Here is an 18,274-nt window from a genome sequence, read left to right on the forward strand (position 1 = left end):
AAGTAACTTATAATAAATGCATTATTCCGTAAATGTCAACCAATGCCCCAAAATAAGTACGGACGGTGCTGAACCGTCCGTACTTTATCACATTGTGGCTATGTAACGTCTGAATAATGGTTATATTACAGGACTACGGAGTTTTGTCCTTATCTGTGGGAATGTAACGCTTGCTGACGCGCTTGGCGATCAGGCCGTAGGCTACTCCCAACACGGCCAGAACGATGGTGAAGATGATTTCGAACTTCTCCACCTGTCCAACAAACTTTTTGGCCGCAAGGCCGAAGAGATAGCCGACCCAGACAAAGATTCCGGCCCAGACAATAGCCGTGGCGATGTTGTAGCGGACAAAACGGCCAAAGGGAATAGAGGACATGCCGCAGATGATGGGCATGGCCATGCGCACGCCGAAAAAATAGCGCATAAAGATCATCACGCGGCTGGGATGGCGGTCCACCACATCGCGCGCCCACGCCAGACTCGTCTTCGCCATGCCGGGCAATTTGTTCAGCACCTTCTCTCCCCAGCGACGGCCCAGATAAAAGTAGATGACATCGCCCGCCGTGGCACTGAGCGAGCCGGTCAGCCACACCAGAAACACATTCAGGTGCCCCTGATGGGCCAGAAACCCACAGATCAGCAACGCAGCATCACCCTGCAAAGCGGTGCCGACGACGACGATGGGATAGCCCCACGTTTGAACTAACAGGCCGAGATCGAGCACTTGAAGAAAAGGCTGAAATTGTAAAATTCTGAAAGACTGAAAGTAGAAGGCAAAATGGCTCGCCGTTGGGGCGAGCCACTGTGTGCTGCGCGAAGAGATGTCTGCCGACGGTTACAAGGGAAGCAGGAAACGGTTCAGGCGGGGCAAGTGGTAGTTGTCATAGTTGAAAGACATCACCACCGCCAGCGCATGTCCCATGATGCGGTCACGGGAGATGAAGCCGATGTAGCGCGAATCCGCGCTGTTGTCACGGTTATCTCCCATTACAAAATAACTGCCCGCGGGAACCTGCACCGCCCCGAAAGAGCGCATGGCGGGAGTGCCGGGAGTAATCATTACCGTATGATCTTTACCCGGCAGAGCCTCTGCAAAGAACTTGTAGTGATCGGCATCGTTCACCATGACCTTGTGAAAGGCGCTCTCGTCGATGGGCGCGTAATCTACAGGCTGCCCGTTGACCGTGAGGCGGTCATTCTGCATGGCAATGACGTCTCCCGGAATGCCGATCACGCGTTTGACCAGCCGGATTCCATCGGTGGGAGACTTAAGCACCACCACATCGCCGCGCGACGGAGCGCCCCACGTGGCAATGTGCCATGTGGTGAAAGGCACCTTGAGGTCATAGGCAAGCTTATTGACGAATACCCGGTCCCCTTCCATGATGGTAGGCTTCATTGAGCCGGTGGGAACCTCATACCAGTCGGCGATGGACGAGCGAAGGGGCAGGACAATGACGACCGCGAGAAGTGCGGCCTTGCCCCATTCGCGGCAGAGCCGGAGCCATTTCACCTTGGCGATGGCGATCTTCTTTTCTTTTTGAGACATAATTGGACTCGTTTGTCATAATGATGAACAACAGTCACATATTAGACAACTTTGACAAGTAAAAGGTTCCCGATGCGAGCACCACTGTCGCAGATTTATTTTGACATCACAGAGCCACGCCATCCACTTCTGCAAAAGTCCGGACGAATCGGGAACTTTGGCCAATAAAACGCGGTCTGTAGGACATGATGGAATTACTTCAAGCCGATTCTGTATATGATGCCGCCGGGTTGGGATGCGGCGAACTGGCGATGGCGCTGATGAAAGCGATCAAGGCGATTGAGCCGGGTCAGCTTCTGGAATTCCGCGCCGACGACACAGGCGCCGTCGTGGATATTCCCGCGTGGTGCGGAATGACGGGACATAAATTGGTTGCCGGGCCGGCCGGCATTAAGAGTAATAGTTACTTTATTCGAAAGAAGGAAACGTAAATCATGGCGAAGTTGCTTATCAGTATTACCAATGCCAAGAATGACGCGGACCGGGCGACGGTGGGCTTTGTGGTGGCCAACGCTTCAGTGGCGTCGGGTGTGGAGACCGTGGTGTTTCTGAGCACAGAAGGCGTACGGCTCGCGCAGCAGGGATATGCCGACAGCATTCACGAGGAAGGCTTTGCGCCGCTGAAGGAATTGATGGATAATTATGTCGGAGCCGGCGGGACGATCTGGGTATGCTCGCCGTGCTTCAAGAAGCGCGGCCTGAATGAGAGCAAACTGACAGGCAACACGGCGATTGTGGGCGGGGCCAAGGTGGTGGAGTTTCTGGTGACGGGTGGAAGTTCGATTACATATTGATGGCTCCTCATGCTTGAACAGCCTCCTCAGATTACGGAAGACATTCCGGCCAGCGCGGTATGCGACGGCGGCAATTTGGATTGCGGATCGGGATTGCTGCTGGTGATCCGCAAGGCGATGGATGCGGTACAACCGGGCGGCGTGCTGGAGATTCGCAGTACGGAGACCTCCGTGTGTGAGGATCTTCCCGCGTGGTGCCGGATGACGCGCAATCCGTTTTTGGGATGGCGCAAAACGGAGGCTTCCAACAAGTTCTTCGTGCGGCGCGGAGATGACGCGGCATCCGAAGAGAAGACGGAACAAGCCGCACGGGATTTTGCGTGGCAGACGCGGGTGCGATGGTCGGGCGGGCCGACAACGAAAGTGTATGCGCGCAATCATGCGTGGGAGGCTGGGCAGCCGGCGAGCTTTGACGTGCAGGATGCCGCTCCGAGCGCGGTGGAATATCTGCTGGGAGCGGTCGGCTCGTGCCTGACGATGGGTTTTCAGATCCATGCGTCGCGGCGCGGGATTGTTGTCGAGCAGATCGAGATGGTGCTCAGCGGAAAAATCGACAATATCTTCGTGTTCCTCGGCACGGAGACGGAAGGGCACAGCGGGTTCAAAGAGATTCACGGCACGGTGTATGTGCAGGCGGATGCGGAGGAGAACGTGCTACAGGAAATCTGGCGGCACACGGTGGAGGTTTCGCCTGTGTTGAATAGCATTGGACGCGGCGCGGCGATGGACATCAGCATGAGAGTGGTATGACCAATCGAAACGGGATGCCGCTGTTTCCGGTAACCACAGTGGGAAGCCTGCCGCGCAGTGCGGCGATGCTCGATCTGTTGCGGCGGAAACAGCGCGGGAAAATCAGCGCGGAAGAGTTTCAGACAGGAGCGGATGCGGAGGTGCTGCGCGCACTGCGGGTGCAGGAAGAAGCAGGTGCGGATCTGGTGACGGACGGCGAGCAGCGGCGGGACAATTTCTATTCGTTTATCGCGGACCGCACGGATGGCGTGACCCTTTACAGTCTGGCGGAGTTGCTCGACCACGTGGAAGACAAGGCCGCCTTCGAGCGGATCTTGCAGGCGCTGGATGTACCGGCCTTCGCGATCCGCAATCCGGTGGTGACGGGAAAGATTGCGAGACGGAAGACGTTGGCCGCAGAGGATGTGGCTTTTTTGAAACGGCACACGCAGAAACCGATTAAGGTTGCGCTGCCCGGACCGTATCTGTTGACACGCTCGATGTGGGTGAAGAGTCTCACGGCGGAGATTTATCCTACCAAGGAGAGTCTCGGCGAAGATGTGGTGCGGCTGCTGCGTGAAGAGTTGCTGGCGCTGCGCGAAGCGGGCTGCGCCTTTGTGCAGTTCGATGAGCCGGTGCTGTCGGAAGTCGCGTTCGCCGGGCCACATGCGACGCATACGTTCATGTGCGCGGCACTGTCGGAGAAGGCAAGTCCCGAAAGCGAACTGAACTTTGCGGTGGAGCTGATTAACGAGGTGGTGAAGGGCGTGGACGGGATCCGCACGGGATTGCATGTCTGCCGGGGCAACTGGAGCCGCAAGGAAGATGTACTGCTGGCGGGAGCGTATGATCCACTGGTGCCGTATTTTTCGCGGATGAACGTCGACCAGTTTGTGCTGGAATATGCCACAGATCGTGCAGGAAGTGTGGACGTGCTGGCGGCGCTTCCCGAAGAGAAAGAGATTGGTTTAGGCGTGGTGAATCCGCGGACGTCGGAGATCGAGTCTGTGGAGTTCATTGTGGACAAGGTGCGCGGACTTTTGAAGAAGCGGGCGGCAGAGAAGATATTTTTGAATCCGGATTGCGGGTTCGGAACCTTTGCCGATCGGCCGGTGAGCACGGAAGAGATTGCGGGACAGAAGCTCTCGGCAATCAGTGCGGCGGCAAAGGTGCTGCGCGCATAAAACCGGCATTCATGGTCAGAGCAAAAAGAGCCCCGCAATCTGGCGGGGCTTTTCTTGTGCGGTGAAGGTGATGCTATTTCATCAGCACCATCTTATTTACGATTTGGGTCGGGCCGGAGGTCAGAACGGCAAAGTAGATGCCGGAGGAAACGGCGGCGGCGTTCCAGAGGACCTCGTGGCGTCCGGCAGGTTGCATGCCGTCGGTGAGGCGAGCCACTTCCTGACCAAGAACATTCAGGACTCGCAATGTAGCTGGACCATTTCGCCGCAAATCAAAGGTAATGCGTGTGCAGGAATTGAAGGGATTGGGATAGGCTTGCAGATCGAAACTCTGCACAACCTCTTTCGAGCTGGCGGCATTCACCGTGGGCGCACCCCAGCGCATGATCACGCCGTTCTGTCCCACAAGGTAACCGAGTGAATTGTTGACGATGCACATGTCATCCACGTACTCGCCAACCGCAAAGGTCATCGGTGCCCAGGTTTCACCGCCATCGTCGGTGGTAAAGACTCTTTCCGGAGGGTGAAAGCCTGATCCGAGCACCCAGCCATGGAGCGAGTCAGTAAAGGTCACGCGGCGGAGATCGCTAATGTAACCGAACATCGCCAAGGACAGGCGTTCCCATGTTTCGCCCCCGTCAGACGTGCGGCCGAGCCACACGGAATCACGGTTGGTGGTGAGACCTACAATCCAGCCGTGGCGCGGATCGGGGAAGTCAACGTCGGCATAGTGGAAGACGTCGGAACCGAGTTGCACCCGGTTCCAGTCGGCGCCGCCATTGGTAGTGTGCATGACCAACCCGGAGGATCCGACCGCCCAGCCATCCAACGATGAGGTCATGCAGATGTCGCTGACTCCCGAGCCAAAACCGCTGTATTTGATTTCCCAGTTCAGGCCTCCGTCGGTGCTGTGCCGAATGGCCGTCGAGTCGCCGTCCGGATTGGAATACCACATATCACTGCACACCCACAACTCCGAGGAGCTGATGGGCAGGATACCGGTAATATATTGGTTCCAGCCGGTCTCAGTCTCCTGCCAAGATTGACCGCCGTCGGTGGTGCGGGCCATTCGGTTGTAACCGCCCAGCCAGCCGTGAGCCGCATCAATGAAAGCCACCTTGGCGTAATAGGCCTGTGGATTCATCGTCACGTCCTGCCAATGTTCACCGGCATCCGCGGTGTGGACGAGCGCTCCGTCGCCGACGGTCCAGCCCTCGGTTTCGCTGACAAAGCTCACCGAGCGGAATATGCAATGGGGGCCGCGGTCCAGCGTGGCCCACGAGGCGCCGCCGTTAGTGGTCTTGCGGATTTGCCCCCACTGCCCTACATGCCACGCGGTGTTCGGGTCAATGGCGTCGATCGCCGTGTTGTTATAGAACTCCGTGCTCTGCAGCGTCCACGTGGTTCCTCCATCTGTGGTATGCAGCAGCGCGCTCGAGCCTGTGATCCAGCCGTTCTGAGGATCCACGAAGCGAATCTGGTCGATGTCGTAATCATGCGCAAGTGCACGCGGCTCCCAGGTCAAGCCACCGTCCGTAGTCTTGTACAGGTTGGTGACGGGGGTGCCGCCCCGGTAGCCGGTACCGCCGACCCAACCGTTCACCGAATCAAGGAAGAAGATGGTGGGAGAAACCGAAGGTCCGGCGGGTAATCCGGTTTGGCTCCAGTTGAGGCCGCCATCGTCGGTGCGGTAGACTACGATCTGACTATCGGATTCACTGACGCCGCAGGCCCAGCCACGCCGGGCATCCACGAAAGTGACGTCGATATACGCGCCCCAATCACCTGTTGCCTGAGAAACCCAGTTTTCGCCTCCATCCTCCGTATGGAAGACGGTGCTGGCGCTGACCGCCCAACCGGTATCCGGCGTGACGAAACTGGCACTATTGATACGGTAACCGTCACAACCATGGCTGGTCCAGGTCGCGCCGCCATCGGTGGTGCGCATAGCGTTGCCGGGCGGATAGCCACTGGCGCCTTCGCCGAACACCCAGCCATTCTGTGCATCAAAGAACTTCACATCGAACCACCACATCGCCTCGGGCAGGCGCTGGGAAATCCACGTCGCGCCGCCATCTTCGGTCTTCAGGATTTCTCCGTAGTAGCCTACGGCCCAACCGGTGTTCGCGTCGATGAAATCCACATCGAGCAGATTGTGGGATGAGGGCCACGGGTTCTGCAGGTTCCAGTCGTAGGCCAGAGCCGTCGCACTTAAGGCACAGCACAAAATGAGGCACAAGCTAAGTTGCCGAATCATGTCACCCTCCTTTGACCGAAGTTCAGTAAGCCTCTGAGGTGTCGTATAGCTTGAATATAATGCTGTTGTTCTCAGAAATCAATAGCTTATTCCCGAATCTTTCAAAGAGATTAGCTGGGCGTTATAATCCCGCAAAAAACACGAAAGCTGACAAGAATGTCAGCTTTCGGATAAACAGGTCTCAAGCGTTGCGGCAGTAGGCAATTAGGCGCTAATGCCAAAACGGGGCGGCTCAGCGCAGTGCGGCAACATAGTAGTATTTCTGACCTGCGGCGACGGGAGAGGTCCATGTGGTATCGGCAAAGGTCCCGGAGTGATCAAGCAGGTAGGGGCCGCTTACCGAGGCAGCGGAATAGACCTCGTAACTTGTGGCATTGGGCACAGAGTGCCAGCGCAGAGTCAGGCCGGTATCGGTGGCATTAACAGTAAGAGATTGCGGCGGAGAAGGCGGAGCAAGGTCCGGCGCGTATTTGGTGAGAATGAGCTGAGAAGGATTGAAACCGGCAACAATGTATCCGCCATCGGCTGTCGGCGAGAGCGCCCAGGCATTGGCATACGTGGACCAGAGCGAGTCGCCTGCCGAGTTGATCTTCATCAGCATCCCCGCCGAGCCATTGTAGGCGAGCAGAATGTATCCGCCGTCTTGCGTCTGGCGAACATCCCACGCATAATCGCTGTAGCCTGCGTTGTAACGGCGTGTCCAGAGCGTGTCGCCTGCGCTGTTGACCTTCATCACAAACATGTCGAGGTCATTGGTGGGCAAACCGAGGGAATCGGAACCGACCAAAATGTAACCGCCATCACGGGTGGCATCCATGCCGTAGCAGATCTGGCCACCCGGCAGCGCGTAGGTGTGCTGCCAGCTCATGGTGCCGAACAGATCGGTATGCACGAGATAAAAATCGGGCGCGGTAGCGCTGTTCAGGTTGTTGCCGCCGCCGGTGTAGGTGCCATCGGAAAGCGGCTTCACATAGCGCAGATCACCGTCATACAGACGCTCGAAGAGATTCTGTCCGGTGGTGCTGACGCGCATGAGACCCGCGTAGGCTTCGCCGCCGACCACGTAGCCGCCGTCGCCGCAACGCTCGAGCGACCAGGGGTCTCCGTAGGCAAACCCGTTAGTGACGACATTGGCCCAAACATTTCCGCCGGAAGGGCTGACCTTGGAGACGAACCAGTAGCGCGCATCCCACGGGTTGTAATAGTTGGTGCCAACAAGCGCATAACTGCTGTCCGGGTTTTGGATCACCTCTTTGGCCGCATGGCCGCGCGCCGTTCCGGCGGCAAAGGAGAAGGTCCGCCACTGGATAGCGCCGAGAGAATCCACCTTTTGAAAATAGGGCGTGTAGATCTGGGACACTCCGGCTACCGCATAGCCCCCATCGAGTGTTTGAATAATAGCGTTGGGAACAGGCACATCCAAGGTGTAGCTGTGGGTCCATTGGACGGCGGGCGGCTGCGCTATGGCGGCTGCGGAAATGAACAGCAAGGCGGTACAAACGGTTACTATCATCTGCTTCATGAGAATCGTCTCCATTCTGATATTGCTTATGGATTATGCCGCGCGTAGTCGGATATTGAGTGCCTTAAGCCGTAGGGCCGCAGGTGATGGTGGGTGCGAAGGACATGGAAGAGCAGGTTTGGCAATGGTTGCAGGAATTCCTTACTTGCGAATCAGCATGTCGTCTTAATTCATTCCACATTTCCTTGCCCTGCCCCAATAGTACGGGAAGGTCCGTTTTCTTGTTCCAGACGTAAACATAAAAATGCCCGCATCCGGTGATGCAGGCATTTTCAGTTGGCAAGGGTCTTTAGGAGAATGGTGATCAAGAAGAGACAACTCCTTTCATGGATCGAAAAGAGAGGCTTCCTCAACTTCACGCATCGCGGGAGTCAAGATTGGGTTCTGCTCTATAAGCGGGTTGCTTACAGGCGGTTGATGTCCGGGGTCTCAAGGACACGTTTGGGTGCACCGTTCCGCGCGACCTGAAGCATGGCCCGACCCACCTGTGTGGTTGTGGTGACATAGCTGGGAAAGAGAGCTTTCCAGAGCGGATAGAGCGGCGCAGCCAGTATGTATGCCACGCGGTACACTTTCGTCTTGGCGACAATGCCGTGTTGCGGTTGGATGTAACCGGGGCGGAACATGAACGCGGCTTTGAAGGGCAGGGCCAGCAAGGCGTTTTCGGTTTCGCCCTTCACCCGTGCCCACATGCTCCGACCACTGCCGGTGCTGTCGGTGCCGGTACCGGATACATAGATAAAGGTCATCTGCGGGTTCAGCCGGACCAGAGTCTGCGCGGCGTTTACGGCCAGGTCATACGTCAGGTGGCGGTAGTTCTGTTCGGACATGCCTACAGAGGAAACGCCAAGGCAGAAGAAGCAGGCATCGTATCCGGCGAGTTGATTTTCGATGCTTGAAAAGTCAAAGAAGTCCCGGTGTACAATCTCCTTCAGCTTTGCGTGACGCTGCCCGGTGGTGGTACGCACAACAGCCAAAACGCTTTCCACGTCGTCTGCAAGCAGGCACTCCCGCAGGACACCCTGCCCGACCATTCCCGTTGCTCCGAAGAGGATGACTTTCATAGGGCCATTCCCGGTTGGGCTTTGTTAAGCCGTCAGTTTGCGGTAGAGAGAACGGCGGGGGCGGTCGTAGCTGGAGCCGAGTTCGGTGCGGCGCTGCTGCTCATAGGATTCGAAGTTGCCCTCGAACCAGCGCACGACTCCGTTGCCTTCAAAGGCGAGAATATGAGTGCAGATGCGGTCGAGGAAGAAACGGTCATGGCTGATGACCATGACGCAGCCGGTGAAGTCGAGCAGCGCATTTTCCAGCATCCGCAGCGTGGTGATGTCGAGATCGTTGCTGGGTTCGTCGAGGATCAGAAAGTTGCCGCCCTTGCGGAGGAGCTTGGCCAAATGTACGCGGTTGCGTTCGCCGCCCGAAAGCGAGCCGACCAGCTTCTGCTGATCCTTACCGCGGAAATTGAATTTCGAGACATAGGCGCGGGAAGGAATCTCCTTGCCGCCCATGGCGATGCTATCCGCCCCGTCGGTGATCTCTTCGAATACGGTCTTATCATCGCCCAGATCATCGCGCAATTGATTGACATACGCCAGCACGACGGAAGGTCCGAGGCGGATCTTGCCCGCATCCGGCATTTCTTCGCCGGTGATCATGCGGAAGAGCGTGGTTTTGCCCGCGCCGTTGGGACCGATAATTCCCGTGATACTTCCCGGCGGCAGGATCAGATCGAAATCCTTGATCAGCATCGCGTCGCCGTAGCTCTTGGAAAGATCGTTGATCTCCAGCACCAGATCGCCGAGGTGCGGTCCGGGAGCAATTTGAATGTCCATGCTCTGAATATGGAGATCGAAGACTTCCTTCGAACGTTTCTCATAGTCGGCGACATGCTTCTGGCTCTCGGCCAGACGGTCGCGCTGGTTGAGGCGAATCCAGGCCAGTTCCCGCTTGAGGGAGGTCAGTTTCGGGGATGGCTTCTTTTCAGGTTCTTCGAGCAAATCGATTTTCTGCGCCAGCCACGAGGAGTAGTTGCCTTCCCAGGGAATGCCTTTGCCGGCATCCAGTTCGAGAATCCACTTGGTGATGTTGTCGAGGAAGTAGCGGTCATGAGTGGCAATGATGACGGTGCCTTCGAACTCGCGGAGTTGCTTTTCCAGCCAGAGCACGGTTTCCGCATCGAGATGGTTGGTGGGCTCATCGAGCAGCAGAATGTCGGGCTTTTCGATCAGCGCCTTGCACAGGGCCACACGCCGCCGCTCGCCGCCGGAGATTTTGGTGACGGGCATATTGCCATCGGGAAGAAAGAGCGCGTCGGAAGCGACTTCAACCTGATGTTCGAGATTCCAGCCGTCCACCTTATCGATCTCGTCCTGCAGCTTCTGCATCCTCTCGAGGGCCTTCTCCATTGCATCGCCATCCATTGTGGCCATGTCCTCGGCAAGCTTGTTGTACTTGTCAAGGAGCGCCTGTGTGGGTGCAAAGGCCATTTCCACATTCTCGCGTACGGTCTTGGTTAAATCCAGATCGGGCTCCTGTGCCACAAGGACGGCGCGCACACCCTTGGCCGGTTCGGCGAATCCCTGAAAGTCCTTATCCAAGCCTGCCATAATGCGCAGCAGAGTGGATTTTCCGGAGCCGTTGTCGCCTACGAGGCCGATCTTGGCTCCCGGATAAAAGGCAAGGTTGATGTCGTCGAGGATCTTGTCGGCGCCATACAGCTTGACGAGGTGCTGCATGACAAAAATGTATTGTGGAGCCATGAGGTTTGCTTGGTGTCGATTTTGTCGTGTTTCGATCCGTGCGGCGGTCGGACTGGCCGCTTGGTCCGGGTCTGCCGGGAGTGGGCGGAATCCCCATAGTAATCTAAGACAAAAAGACCGGACCTGCAAGTGACCGAGAGACTGCTCCAGTACCAGGAGTTCCACCGCGGCACCGGCCACAAAGAAGAGCCTTCGTCAGACTGACGAAGGCTCTTAAAATACAAGTGATTGCCGCATACTAAGACATGCGCTTCATGAGCCGTTTGTGAGTGAGATAGGGTGGGAGTTCTAAGGCCACCCAACCCCAGACCATTAATTGTCCTGCAATCATAAAACGGCCATCGACCAATGAAGACGGCAGCCAATGCTCAAAGCAACTAATAAAGGGCGGAAACCCTGCCCAAGCACCAACGGGCAGCAGAAATCGCTTCTTGGGGTTCGTCAGCAGGTCAACACGCCGACCTTGCATCTTTGCAATAATGGAACTTCGAATAGCCATTGACGCCACAATCACAAAGATCGAAACCATCCAAATCTCGTTGATTCCTGTGCTGGCGAGATTCCAAAAATCCTGCCCACTCCCGTTCATTTGAAATTGGGGTATGATTCGATAAAAGATGGCTCCCAAATCCATGAGCATAACAGCTATGAAAGTAGGTTTGGTTAGCGCGCCTGCCAACGCAAGCACCCACAGAAGCATTCCAAAGCCATAAGACACGACAATCCAACGAACGTCCCAGCCCGTGAATAGTCCGACGTTGCCAGCAACATCAAAGGCCACATCCGCCAGCATGGGATAAAAGAAGATCGGGCCCAATCCCCAACAAAGGGCTAGTGCAATGAGAAATCCGGCGTAGTACAATAGAGTTTCAAATCCCATTGCCCTAAGGATCCCTACTGTCTAAATATCGCTCTTGGACTTCGGTGGCCAAAAATGCAAATTGTAAGTATGCCCCGACTGAATCTCGTAACTGTTTGATGTAGCAGGCGTATCCACAGCACCCGTGGTCCAGCAGGCTTCGATGTAGTCGCGATCTACGTCATCGGCATCGTTAAAGACCGCGGCCATTTGATTGGCGCTTAGTGCAACCGTCAGGAAGTCGGTACCGGCCGTGGCGTTAAAGTTGTGATTGTAGAGCGTGCCGCCCTTTTGAGTGATGAGATTCAGCGCATTCACTGCACCGGCCGTGATGTTGGTGAGCTTGAAGGTGACTGGTTGTGCGTTTGCGACCAGTTCCGCGAAGGTGATGTCGCCGCTCTGGATACTCTTGTCGTTGAGAGGCAGTGCAAATTGCTTGATGGCCATTCACGAACTCCTTAAGCATTCTGTTGAGGTTCAACTGACATAAGGGGTGCATGCGCGGGCCGCTTGTTCTTCCGCACTTTTTCCAGCCGCCGCATAAGCAAGCACTCCACCTGAAGCACGATCGGGAGAATCTCCGTGCGAACCATGATGCAGAGCCGTTGCAGATCCGCTTCATGATTCATTCTGGAAATCCGGCCTGCCGAATCGGACAGGACACCGACCCCCTTAGCCAGGGCCAGCACCTGTGGCACCATCGCAACCGGACCGGTCTTCACCGATTCGATTCCCCGACATGCTTCGTTGAACCCATGCAAAATTCCTTCCAATTCCGTGCGATAGCCAACCTCGCGAATAGCCGCGAACAGCGAGACGAGTTCATCCGCCGACAACCGAGCCTGTGCTGCGGTGGGGCGCAACTTGGCCGACAACGTGGACCCGCTGATGCCCATCACTTGGGCAACAGCCGAGACGATTCTGCGTTCATGCATCCATTCGTACAGCACAAGCGTAATGGAATACTCCACAAAACCTCCCCTGTCCGCCTAAGCCATGTAACACCTTCCTAAAAGCCATGGAATCGGTTCTAAGTATAGTTCAACTTATGCGAAATGTCAAGGAATGGCTGTCCCTTACTCTTCCTGAACGGGTTATCAAGTGATCAGCGTAACTACCGACTATATCATGTTTTAGCTCAATTGGGTGGATAGGGATAGCCAAACAACAGCGTTTTTGTCGCCCAAATAAGAGGACAGCTTCAGTTTCCGGGCATCTCCGCGATTTTGTGGCGGAATGCCAAACTAAGTACAAGATTTTCATGCGGATGGTGGCTGTGGGCGGGAGCCTCTGCCACACATGGCCGCGCTGGCACTTTAGGTAAGTATAGGTTTATTATATATGTGTATCACGGATTCGTGGACGGGCGGGAGCCCGCCCCCAGACTGTTTTATTTCATCAGCAGCAGCTTCTTCTCGGCGGCGAGGCCGTTGACCCAAAATGCCACTTTCTGACCCATCAGGTTCAGGTTGCAGACCTGCAACGGCGCAAAACGTTGTCAACGGAATGCGATTCTCGGCAGGCAGGACACCCTAAAACAGAAACCCCCGACATTTCACGTCAGGGGTCTTTGCGGAGAGGCCGGGATTCGAACCCGGGGTACCGGTTGTGCCCGCACTCACGCCTTCCAGGCTCTTCGGTTCTATGCCGGATCCGTGGCGCTTGCGCGTCGAAACAGCAACGCGGATGTGACAAACAGCGCGATGAACAAGGCATTCAAAATGAAGACCCCCACCATACCGGGGGGTTCATCGAACGCAGGCCTCCAGAAAATCAGCGCAATAAGGGGAACCAACGCTTGAGCGAGTGCCGTCGCGAACAGCGCGCGCGCCATTCCACGGGGCCGAAAGCGCGCGATGAAGGCACAGATGAATCCGACGGCAGGCACGCTGACATACAGCACCGTGGGGAGTTTGCCCTCGGACCCAATGATCCCGGCAGCGGCGTTCCCCCAAATCAGCAGCAATCCGGTCGCCACCGCGATGCCTACGGCAAAACGGTAGGCCTTGCTGTCTGACAACCTTGATATCAGCACATAGGTGAGACCGCTGCCGAACAAGAGGACGCCCATGAAAACAAAATCGAAGAAGGTCCAATTCCACCCCACCCCTTCAACTCCTCCATCCCGTATCGTCAAGAGCAGGGGTATCACTAATATGGCCGTGGTTGCGAGCGCCACATACCATAGCCGGCGGCGGATGCTGCGGCGAACGGGAGAAACAGATACCATTCACACCTCCGATGATCTCAACTTTCGATCAGTTCGAGATTCACTTCTTCTTCCCCGACATGTTCAGCGAGACGGCGGCACGGATGAGATTCCTGAACGCAGACTCATCCATCTTTTCTCCTTCATGGATATCTATTGCGCGGCGGGCGTTGCCTTCGAGGCTCGCGTTGAAAAGAGCCGCTGGATCACCCAGCGAAGCACCTTTGGGAAAAGTGAGCTTCACGGCTTTCTTGTACGACTCACCGGTACAGATGATCCCGTTGTGAGACCAGACCGGAACTTCCCATTTCCATTCTTCGGTGATTTCCGGATCGGCTTGTTTGATGAGTTCGCGGACATGGCGAAGCACGTCCCCGCGCCAATCCGCCAGTTCCGCGATTCTCGCGCTGATCAACTCGGAGGCTGATTTTCCGTCAGCGGTGTCAGTTTCTGTGCTTGTACGGTGCCGCTTATTCACGGTGCGCTCCTTGTCTCTTATTGACAAGTTCTATGGTCTATAGGCCGTCAGACTTGTAGATGATGGCGACGCACTCCCATCAAACAAGACGGCGGTAGGTTTTGCCATCCGGAGTTCGCTCGAAGAACCCGAATTCAATCAGATCCCGGCGCAGCGTGGCAACGTCTTCAAACCGCGATTTCAGTTTCTGATTTACCTCAAGTGCGCTATAGGTCTTGTTGTTTTCGAACATTCCCGCAAGGTGCGCCAGGACAACGAGCTTCTTCTTGTCTTGTGACGGGTAGGCGTTCAGCGGGCCGTCGGAGGCTCCTTTGAAGAACGCTTTCAGGATGCTTTCTTTCTCAGCGTCGGGGATAGCATCAAGTTTTTGCTGGAGCACGGTGACTCCTTTCTGAGTGAGTGTGGGATGGTCAGATTAAGGAACGGACAACGAATGGCACATGTTGGGCACATTAACCCCTATTATAAAACGCACAAGCCCAAAAATCAAGGACTTGTGCGTTTTTGCGGAGAGACCGGGACTCTATGATGGATGAATTTGAAGTGGGCACTTCTGCCAGGCACAGCTCCATAACACGTTGTTTTTTAGTGTGATTTTGGCAGATACTGTTTTGGCTTCGGTTGGGGTCTTTTAGGGATTTTGGCCATATTGTAGGCACAATTTAGGCACTCACACGGGTACTGCACTGCCAGTGGCGGCAGCATTTCACAAACTCCGCCTTCCGCGCCTTCCCTTCTTCTCGCTGGACTGAAGGTAGGCGTCGAGATCAACCTTACGGAACTTCTTATTCCGCGTTCGCGGAATATCGCCTAACCTAGCCTTATCGTAAAGCGTCCATTTCGACATACCCAAGTACTTGGCTGCCTGTTCAGTATTCATCAAGTCAGGTGGCGTCTCGACGGATTTCATCGTCACTTCAGTGTCGGCCAAGGCGCGCTGAACCATATACGCATGCAGCGGGATGTCATCCTGGTTGCTGTGAAGCTTCTTCTGGATTCCATCGTCCTTGACCATATCGCCGCTGACCACGAATACTCCGTCCCGTCCTACCATGAACCAGTAAACGAGGCAATCGTTCGGAGCGGTGATCGTCATCTGATGGACTCTGTCAAGCACCAAATTCTGCAGCTTGTACTTGGGCCGCAGTACAAGAGATATGAGATCACCGGGCTTCGCGACTTCCTGAATGTACAGTTTGCCCTTCTCATTGATCGGAGGCGTGACTGTGACCTTCCGAAAATCGGCGGACATGGGGAAACCCGGAACATCGATGTACATCGCTTTCCGGCTAACAAGCGGAGCTTCGACTTCGACCGGCGGATCGAATTCGAACACGAGCTTGGTAGGCTTTTTGTCGGGTTCGTCAGAAAAGAGGATGTGACGCTTTACGATCATGTGATTCTTTCGCGCATGATATCAATGGGCACCTGCAGTGGTCTCACCCTTGATCGCCTCGATCCGTTCGTACGGTAACCGGAACAGTCACACGGACTGCTTGGGCGACGGGGATGTAAATATCGGCCGCTTCTTCAGGCGTGCGGATAGAAATGATCAGCGAATACCGACAACGACTTGCCCATTTTCCCAGGTGGCTTCTTTCGCGCCACCAACCGACAGTGGGATATACTGCAATCAGGTGTGATGTCGCGAGATCAGCAGCGCTGCCTTCCCAGATATCAGAATGAATTGATCCGACGTTCCTTGCTTTCCCTATCTTCCACCTATCCGCCGGTCCTTCCGTGTCAACATCCGTATCCTCGTCACGGGCCAGAGCGTTAATACGACGAACGAAATCCACTTCACTCTCTCTAGGGCCATTGATCTTAAAGCGGAGTCCATGGGAAGGGTATCGGTATCTGTCTTTCCAACCAACCTCGCCTGGCCCTGGTTGGATAAAATACGAAAGCGTGACGCGCATCTGGACGTTGGTTGGCCCCAGTGCCGCGAGGATATCTGTCGGCCATGGCAAGTGATACAAATGCATGTCACGGGTCACATATCGACTATCTGTGGGATGCCGATCAAACGGCTGCAACTCCGCTTCGGAAATCAGCGTCAGTGAATTCGATGCACAGTAAAGTGCTCGATCAAGATCAGGAACACCATAGCCGCATGCACGCAATACCTGGGAATAAACTGGTCGGGCAACATTTGTCGGAAGAAACTGGTGCAGCATTTCATCGGTCCAGTTAGCCGAATGTACAAGCAAGCCTCGGACAGTTTCCGGCCAGGAATTCGGATAAGCATTCTGAATCTGTGCTGCCATGTTCGCCGCGAGTGCGGTTGATGCGCTCGTTGCGTTAAAAGGCGCGAACTGTGCAATCGTCGGGTTGTGGTGCGTTGATAACAACTCCAGATCTTCATGTGTCGTCGCGTAGGTAGGCCCAACAGCAACATTCCCACCTTCAAAAACCACATCAGGCTTGATCGGCCACTTCGCAGTAGGCCATGTCGAAGATGTTCTGCTGAATGGCGAAAGCCCCCTTGCTGGTGCCACCGGAGCAAAACCGACCATGGTCGGATCCTGAATCTGAATCTTCTCAGTGTAGGCCCCCACGGTTAGCGCATTCCACGACTGGCCCGGATCCTCCACCCCACTCACGATGTTGCTATTGGTGTAGTTACGCCATTTGGCTTCTTCTATGATGTTCCCGCTGCTGATAATCATCAGGCGACGACTTTCGTCTTCGGCACCGGAAGTGATGTTGTCGATTTCCGCTGACCACGAGGTAGGGTTTCCCCTTGATGAATGATCCGGAGCAGTCACAGCCATGCAGATAACGCGCTTGCGCCCAGGTGCTCGAATCTCTGCGCGGCTGACTCCCTGTGCAGAAATGTACCCCCACAGGTCCCGCGAATTCTGGCGCGGCGGAGGAGGTAGTATCTTGGCGGACTCGAGTAAGTGACCGATCGTTACAACGTCGTTGTTCTGAAGCAGGTCGGTCAAATCACCATATAGCGCTGTACCTGCCATTAGAGTACCGTGACCATCATGATCATGCGTCCCCCATCCCGGATCCACAGTATGCATGTCGTCCGCTGCGAGGAACGGAGCGATCAGCAAGTGACCATTGTTAATGCCGGTGTCTAAGATACAGATCGCAACCTCATTGGCTCCGTTGTACCTTGTTCGCTGTCCCAAATCTTCCGCAAACAAAGTCTGATCGAGATTATTCATGTCAAGGAAGAAACTGCACACTTCCTTTGCCGGATGCATCTCTGCTACTACATCGGAGCACGTAATCATGTGTTCCAATCCAGCACGGTTTGCCTTCGCCAATCGTACGGTCCGTTCAGGAAATGACAGGCTGTTTGCAGACACTTCAATGTCGACACGCTCTATGGCACGCTGAAGTTCACCACTGGCCGTGCCATCTTCGTCTCGAAGCCACACTTCAACCCAACCTGGCTCCTGACCAGGAATCTGATTTCGTTCCTCCCGTATCCAGAATGATTCCAGCACGGCACTACGAATGTTGGCTATGCTGTTGATCAGGTTTTGCCCCCGCCTGTTGCCTTCAAGATATTTGTCCAGCTTGCGGAGAAAGTACCCTCGTTGACTGAACGGCACATAGACGGTTGCAACAGTCCGGCGCCCATTGTCTTCATTCACTTCTTCCCGCACATTCAGCAGCCTAATCTGATCGCCTCGCCCCAGCTTCTCGAGGCTCTTGAATAGCAAATCGAATCCCGGTTCGCCTTCGAACTCGATGTACGCTCCCTCGCGTTCAGTGTATATTGCAGCTTCTTGGGCGCGTTCATCGGCATCCCGCCATGCCTGATTCAGCCGCTCCCGAAGGAAGTTGCCGTGCGCTGCGCGGTCTCGATCTTGCCTCACCCTACGCTTCGAACTTCCACCAGTTGGGCTGGTGTACCGCTGCGTTTCATGCAGATTGCGCAGGAAAATGTGCTTGTACTGCTCCCCAGGCATAC

Annotated in this window: 18 protein-coding genes; 4 read left to right on the plus strand and 14 right to left on the minus strand. The window is 55.4% G+C overall.

All coding sequences use genetic code 11. The annotated features are described in order from the left end of the window. Nucleotides 1-133: 133 nt before the first annotated feature. Nucleotides 134-724, minus strand: coding sequence for a DedA family protein (locus VGL38_01030; GenBank protein HEY3294001.1), 591 nt, complete (start codon nucleotides 722-724; stop codon nucleotides 134-136). Between the two features lie 111 nt (nucleotides 725-835). Continuing rightward, on the minus strand, nucleotides 836-1,549 hold the full coding sequence (gene lepB / locus VGL38_01035) for a signal peptidase I (protein HEY3294002.1): 714 nt from the start codon (nucleotides 1,547-1,549) through the stop codon (nucleotides 836-838). 185 nt (nucleotides 1,550-1,734) lie between these two features. Between lepB and VGL38_01040 the strand changes: the two genes are divergently transcribed. Genes VGL38_01040 through VGL38_01055 form a run of 4 tightly spaced genes read left to right on the plus strand, consistent with a single transcriptional unit; the run spans nucleotide 1,735 to nucleotide 4,256 of the window. Further along, the gene (locus VGL38_01040) at nucleotides 1,735-1,980 is read left to right on the plus strand and encodes a sulfurtransferase TusA family protein (protein HEY3294003.1); all 246 of its coding nucleotides are present in this window, start codon (nucleotides 1,735-1,737) and stop codon (nucleotides 1,978-1,980) included. A gap of 3 nt (nucleotides 1,981-1,983) precedes the next feature. After that, nucleotides 1,984-2,343, plus strand: a complete 360-nt coding sequence (locus tag VGL38_01045; protein HEY3294004.1) for a DsrE family protein — start codon at nucleotides 1,984-1,986, stop codon at nucleotides 2,341-2,343. A gap of 9 nt (nucleotides 2,344-2,352) precedes the next feature. Next, nucleotides 2,353-3,093 carry an OsmC family protein gene (locus VGL38_01050; protein ID HEY3294005.1) on the plus strand — a complete coding sequence of 247 codons (741 nt, stop codon included), beginning with the start codon at nucleotides 2,353-2,355 and terminating at the stop codon, nucleotides 3,091-3,093. Between the two features lie 20 nt (nucleotides 3,094-3,113). Then, nucleotides 3,114-4,256 (plus strand): cobalamin-independent methionine synthase II family protein, encoded by a 1,143-nt coding sequence (locus tag VGL38_01055; GenBank protein ID HEY3294006.1) that lies wholly within the window; start codon nucleotides 3,114-3,116, stop codon nucleotides 4,254-4,256. 73 nt (nucleotides 4,257-4,329) lie between these two features. On the opposite strand, the gene VGL38_01060 is transcribed toward VGL38_01055, so the two are convergent. The 12 genes from VGL38_01060 to VGL38_01115 form a co-directional block, all read right to left on the minus strand. Beyond that, entirely contained in the window at nucleotides 4,330-6,513 is a 2,184-nt protein-coding gene (locus VGL38_01060; protein ID HEY3294007.1) for a YCF48-related protein, read from the minus strand. 232 nt (nucleotides 6,514-6,745) lie between these two features. Beyond that, nucleotides 6,746-8,035: a hypothetical protein gene (locus VGL38_01065; protein ID HEY3294008.1), complete on the minus strand. Its 1,290-nt coding sequence runs from the start codon at nucleotides 8,033-8,035 to the stop codon at nucleotides 6,746-6,748. 404 nt (nucleotides 8,036-8,439) lie between these two features. Beyond that, nucleotides 8,440-9,099 (minus strand): NAD(P)H-binding protein, encoded by a 660-nt coding sequence (locus VGL38_01070; GenBank protein HEY3294009.1) that lies wholly within the window; start codon nucleotides 9,097-9,099, stop codon nucleotides 8,440-8,442. A 24-nt stretch (nucleotides 9,100-9,123) separates the two neighbouring features. Further along, nucleotides 9,124-10,794, minus strand: coding sequence for an energy-dependent translational throttle protein EttA (gene ettA / locus VGL38_01075; protein ID HEY3294010.1), 1,671 nt, complete (start codon nucleotides 10,792-10,794; stop codon nucleotides 9,124-9,126). A gap of 238 nt (nucleotides 10,795-11,032) precedes the next feature. Then, nucleotides 11,033-11,674 (minus strand): hypothetical protein, encoded by a 642-nt coding sequence (locus VGL38_01080; GenBank protein HEY3294011.1) that lies wholly within the window; start codon nucleotides 11,672-11,674, stop codon nucleotides 11,033-11,035. 21 nt (nucleotides 11,675-11,695) lie between these two features. Beyond that, nucleotides 11,696-12,100: a hypothetical protein gene (locus VGL38_01085; GenBank protein HEY3294012.1), complete on the minus strand. Its 405-nt coding sequence runs from the start codon at nucleotides 12,098-12,100 to the stop codon at nucleotides 11,696-11,698. Nucleotides 12,101-12,111: 11 nt separating this feature from the next. Further along, nucleotides 12,112-12,624 (minus strand): hypothetical protein, encoded by a 513-nt coding sequence (locus VGL38_01090; protein ID HEY3294013.1) that lies wholly within the window; start codon nucleotides 12,622-12,624, stop codon nucleotides 12,112-12,114. A 671-nt stretch (nucleotides 12,625-13,295) separates the two neighbouring features. Further along, nucleotides 13,296-13,883 carry a hypothetical protein gene (locus VGL38_01095; GenBank protein HEY3294014.1) on the minus strand — a complete coding sequence of 196 codons (588 nt, stop codon included), beginning with the start codon at nucleotides 13,881-13,883 and terminating at the stop codon, nucleotides 13,296-13,298. A 40-nt stretch (nucleotides 13,884-13,923) separates the two neighbouring features. Next, entirely contained in the window at nucleotides 13,924-14,340 is a 417-nt protein-coding gene (locus tag VGL38_01100; GenBank protein HEY3294015.1) for a DUF1801 domain-containing protein, read from the minus strand. Nucleotides 14,341-14,419: 79 nt separating this feature from the next. Then, nucleotides 14,420-14,719, minus strand: a complete 300-nt coding sequence (locus VGL38_01105) for a DUF2087 domain-containing protein (GenBank protein HEY3294016.1) — start codon at nucleotides 14,717-14,719, stop codon at nucleotides 14,420-14,422. A 327-nt stretch (nucleotides 14,720-15,046) separates the two neighbouring features. Continuing rightward, nucleotides 15,047-15,736 (minus strand): helix-turn-helix domain-containing protein, encoded by a 690-nt coding sequence (locus tag VGL38_01110; protein ID HEY3294017.1) that lies wholly within the window; start codon nucleotides 15,734-15,736, stop codon nucleotides 15,047-15,049. Between the two features lie 43 nt (nucleotides 15,737-15,779). Further along, the gene (locus tag VGL38_01115; GenBank protein ID HEY3294018.1) at nucleotides 15,780-18,272 is read right to left on the minus strand and encodes a S8 family peptidase; all 2,493 of its coding nucleotides are present in this window, start codon (nucleotides 18,270-18,272) and stop codon (nucleotides 15,780-15,782) included. Nucleotides 18,273-18,274: the final 2 nt, after the last annotated feature.

Source organism: bacterium, from assembly GCA_036504735.1.
In the GTDB taxonomy this organism is placed as follows: Bacteria; Electryoneota; RPQS01; order RPQS01; family RPQS01; genus DASXUQ01.

Bases quoted from the DNA above. Each gene is read 5' to 3' on its own strand.
- VGL38_01080 (HEY3294011.1), bottom strand. From the start codon at position 11,674: ATGGGATTTGAAACTCTATTGTACTACGCCGGATTTCTCATTGCACTA.
- ettA (HEY3294010.1), bottom strand. From the start codon at position 10,794: ATGGCTCCACAATACATTTTTGTCATGCAGCACCTCGTCAAGCTGTAT.
- VGL38_01095 (HEY3294014.1), bottom strand. From the start codon at position 13,883: ATGGTATCTGTTTCTCCCGTTCGCCGCAGCATCCGCCGCCGGCTATGG.
- VGL38_01050 (HEY3294005.1), top strand. From the start codon at position 2,353: ATGCTTGAACAGCCTCCTCAGATTACGGAAGACATTCCGGCCAGCGCG.
- VGL38_01110 (HEY3294017.1), bottom strand. From the start codon at position 15,736: ATGATCGTAAAGCGTCACATCCTCTTTTCTGACGAACCCGACAAAAAG.
- VGL38_01070 (HEY3294009.1), bottom strand. From the start codon at position 9,099: ATGAAAGTCATCCTCTTCGGAGCAACGGGAATGGTCGGGCAGGGTGTC.
- VGL38_01065 (HEY3294008.1), bottom strand. From the start codon at position 8,035: ATGAAGCAGATGATAGTAACCGTTTGTACCGCCTTGCTGTTCATTTCC.
- lepB (HEY3294002.1), bottom strand. From the start codon at position 1,549: ATGTCTCAAAAAGAAAAGAAGATCGCCATCGCCAAGGTGAAATGGCTC.
- VGL38_01040 (HEY3294003.1), top strand. From the start codon at position 1,735: ATGATGGAATTACTTCAAGCCGATTCTGTATATGATGCCGCCGGGTTG.
- VGL38_01085 (HEY3294012.1), bottom strand. From the start codon at position 12,100: ATGGCCATCAAGCAATTTGCACTGCCTCTCAACGACAAGAGTATCCAG.
- VGL38_01060 (HEY3294007.1), bottom strand. From the start codon at position 6,513: ATGATTCGGCAACTTAGCTTGTGCCTCATTTTGTGCTGTGCCTTAAGT.
- VGL38_01115 (HEY3294018.1), bottom strand. From the start codon at position 18,272: ATGCCTGGGGAGCAGTACAAGCACATTTTCCTGCGCAATCTGCATGAA.
- VGL38_01045 (HEY3294004.1), top strand. From the start codon at position 1,984: ATGGCGAAGTTGCTTATCAGTATTACCAATGCCAAGAATGACGCGGAC.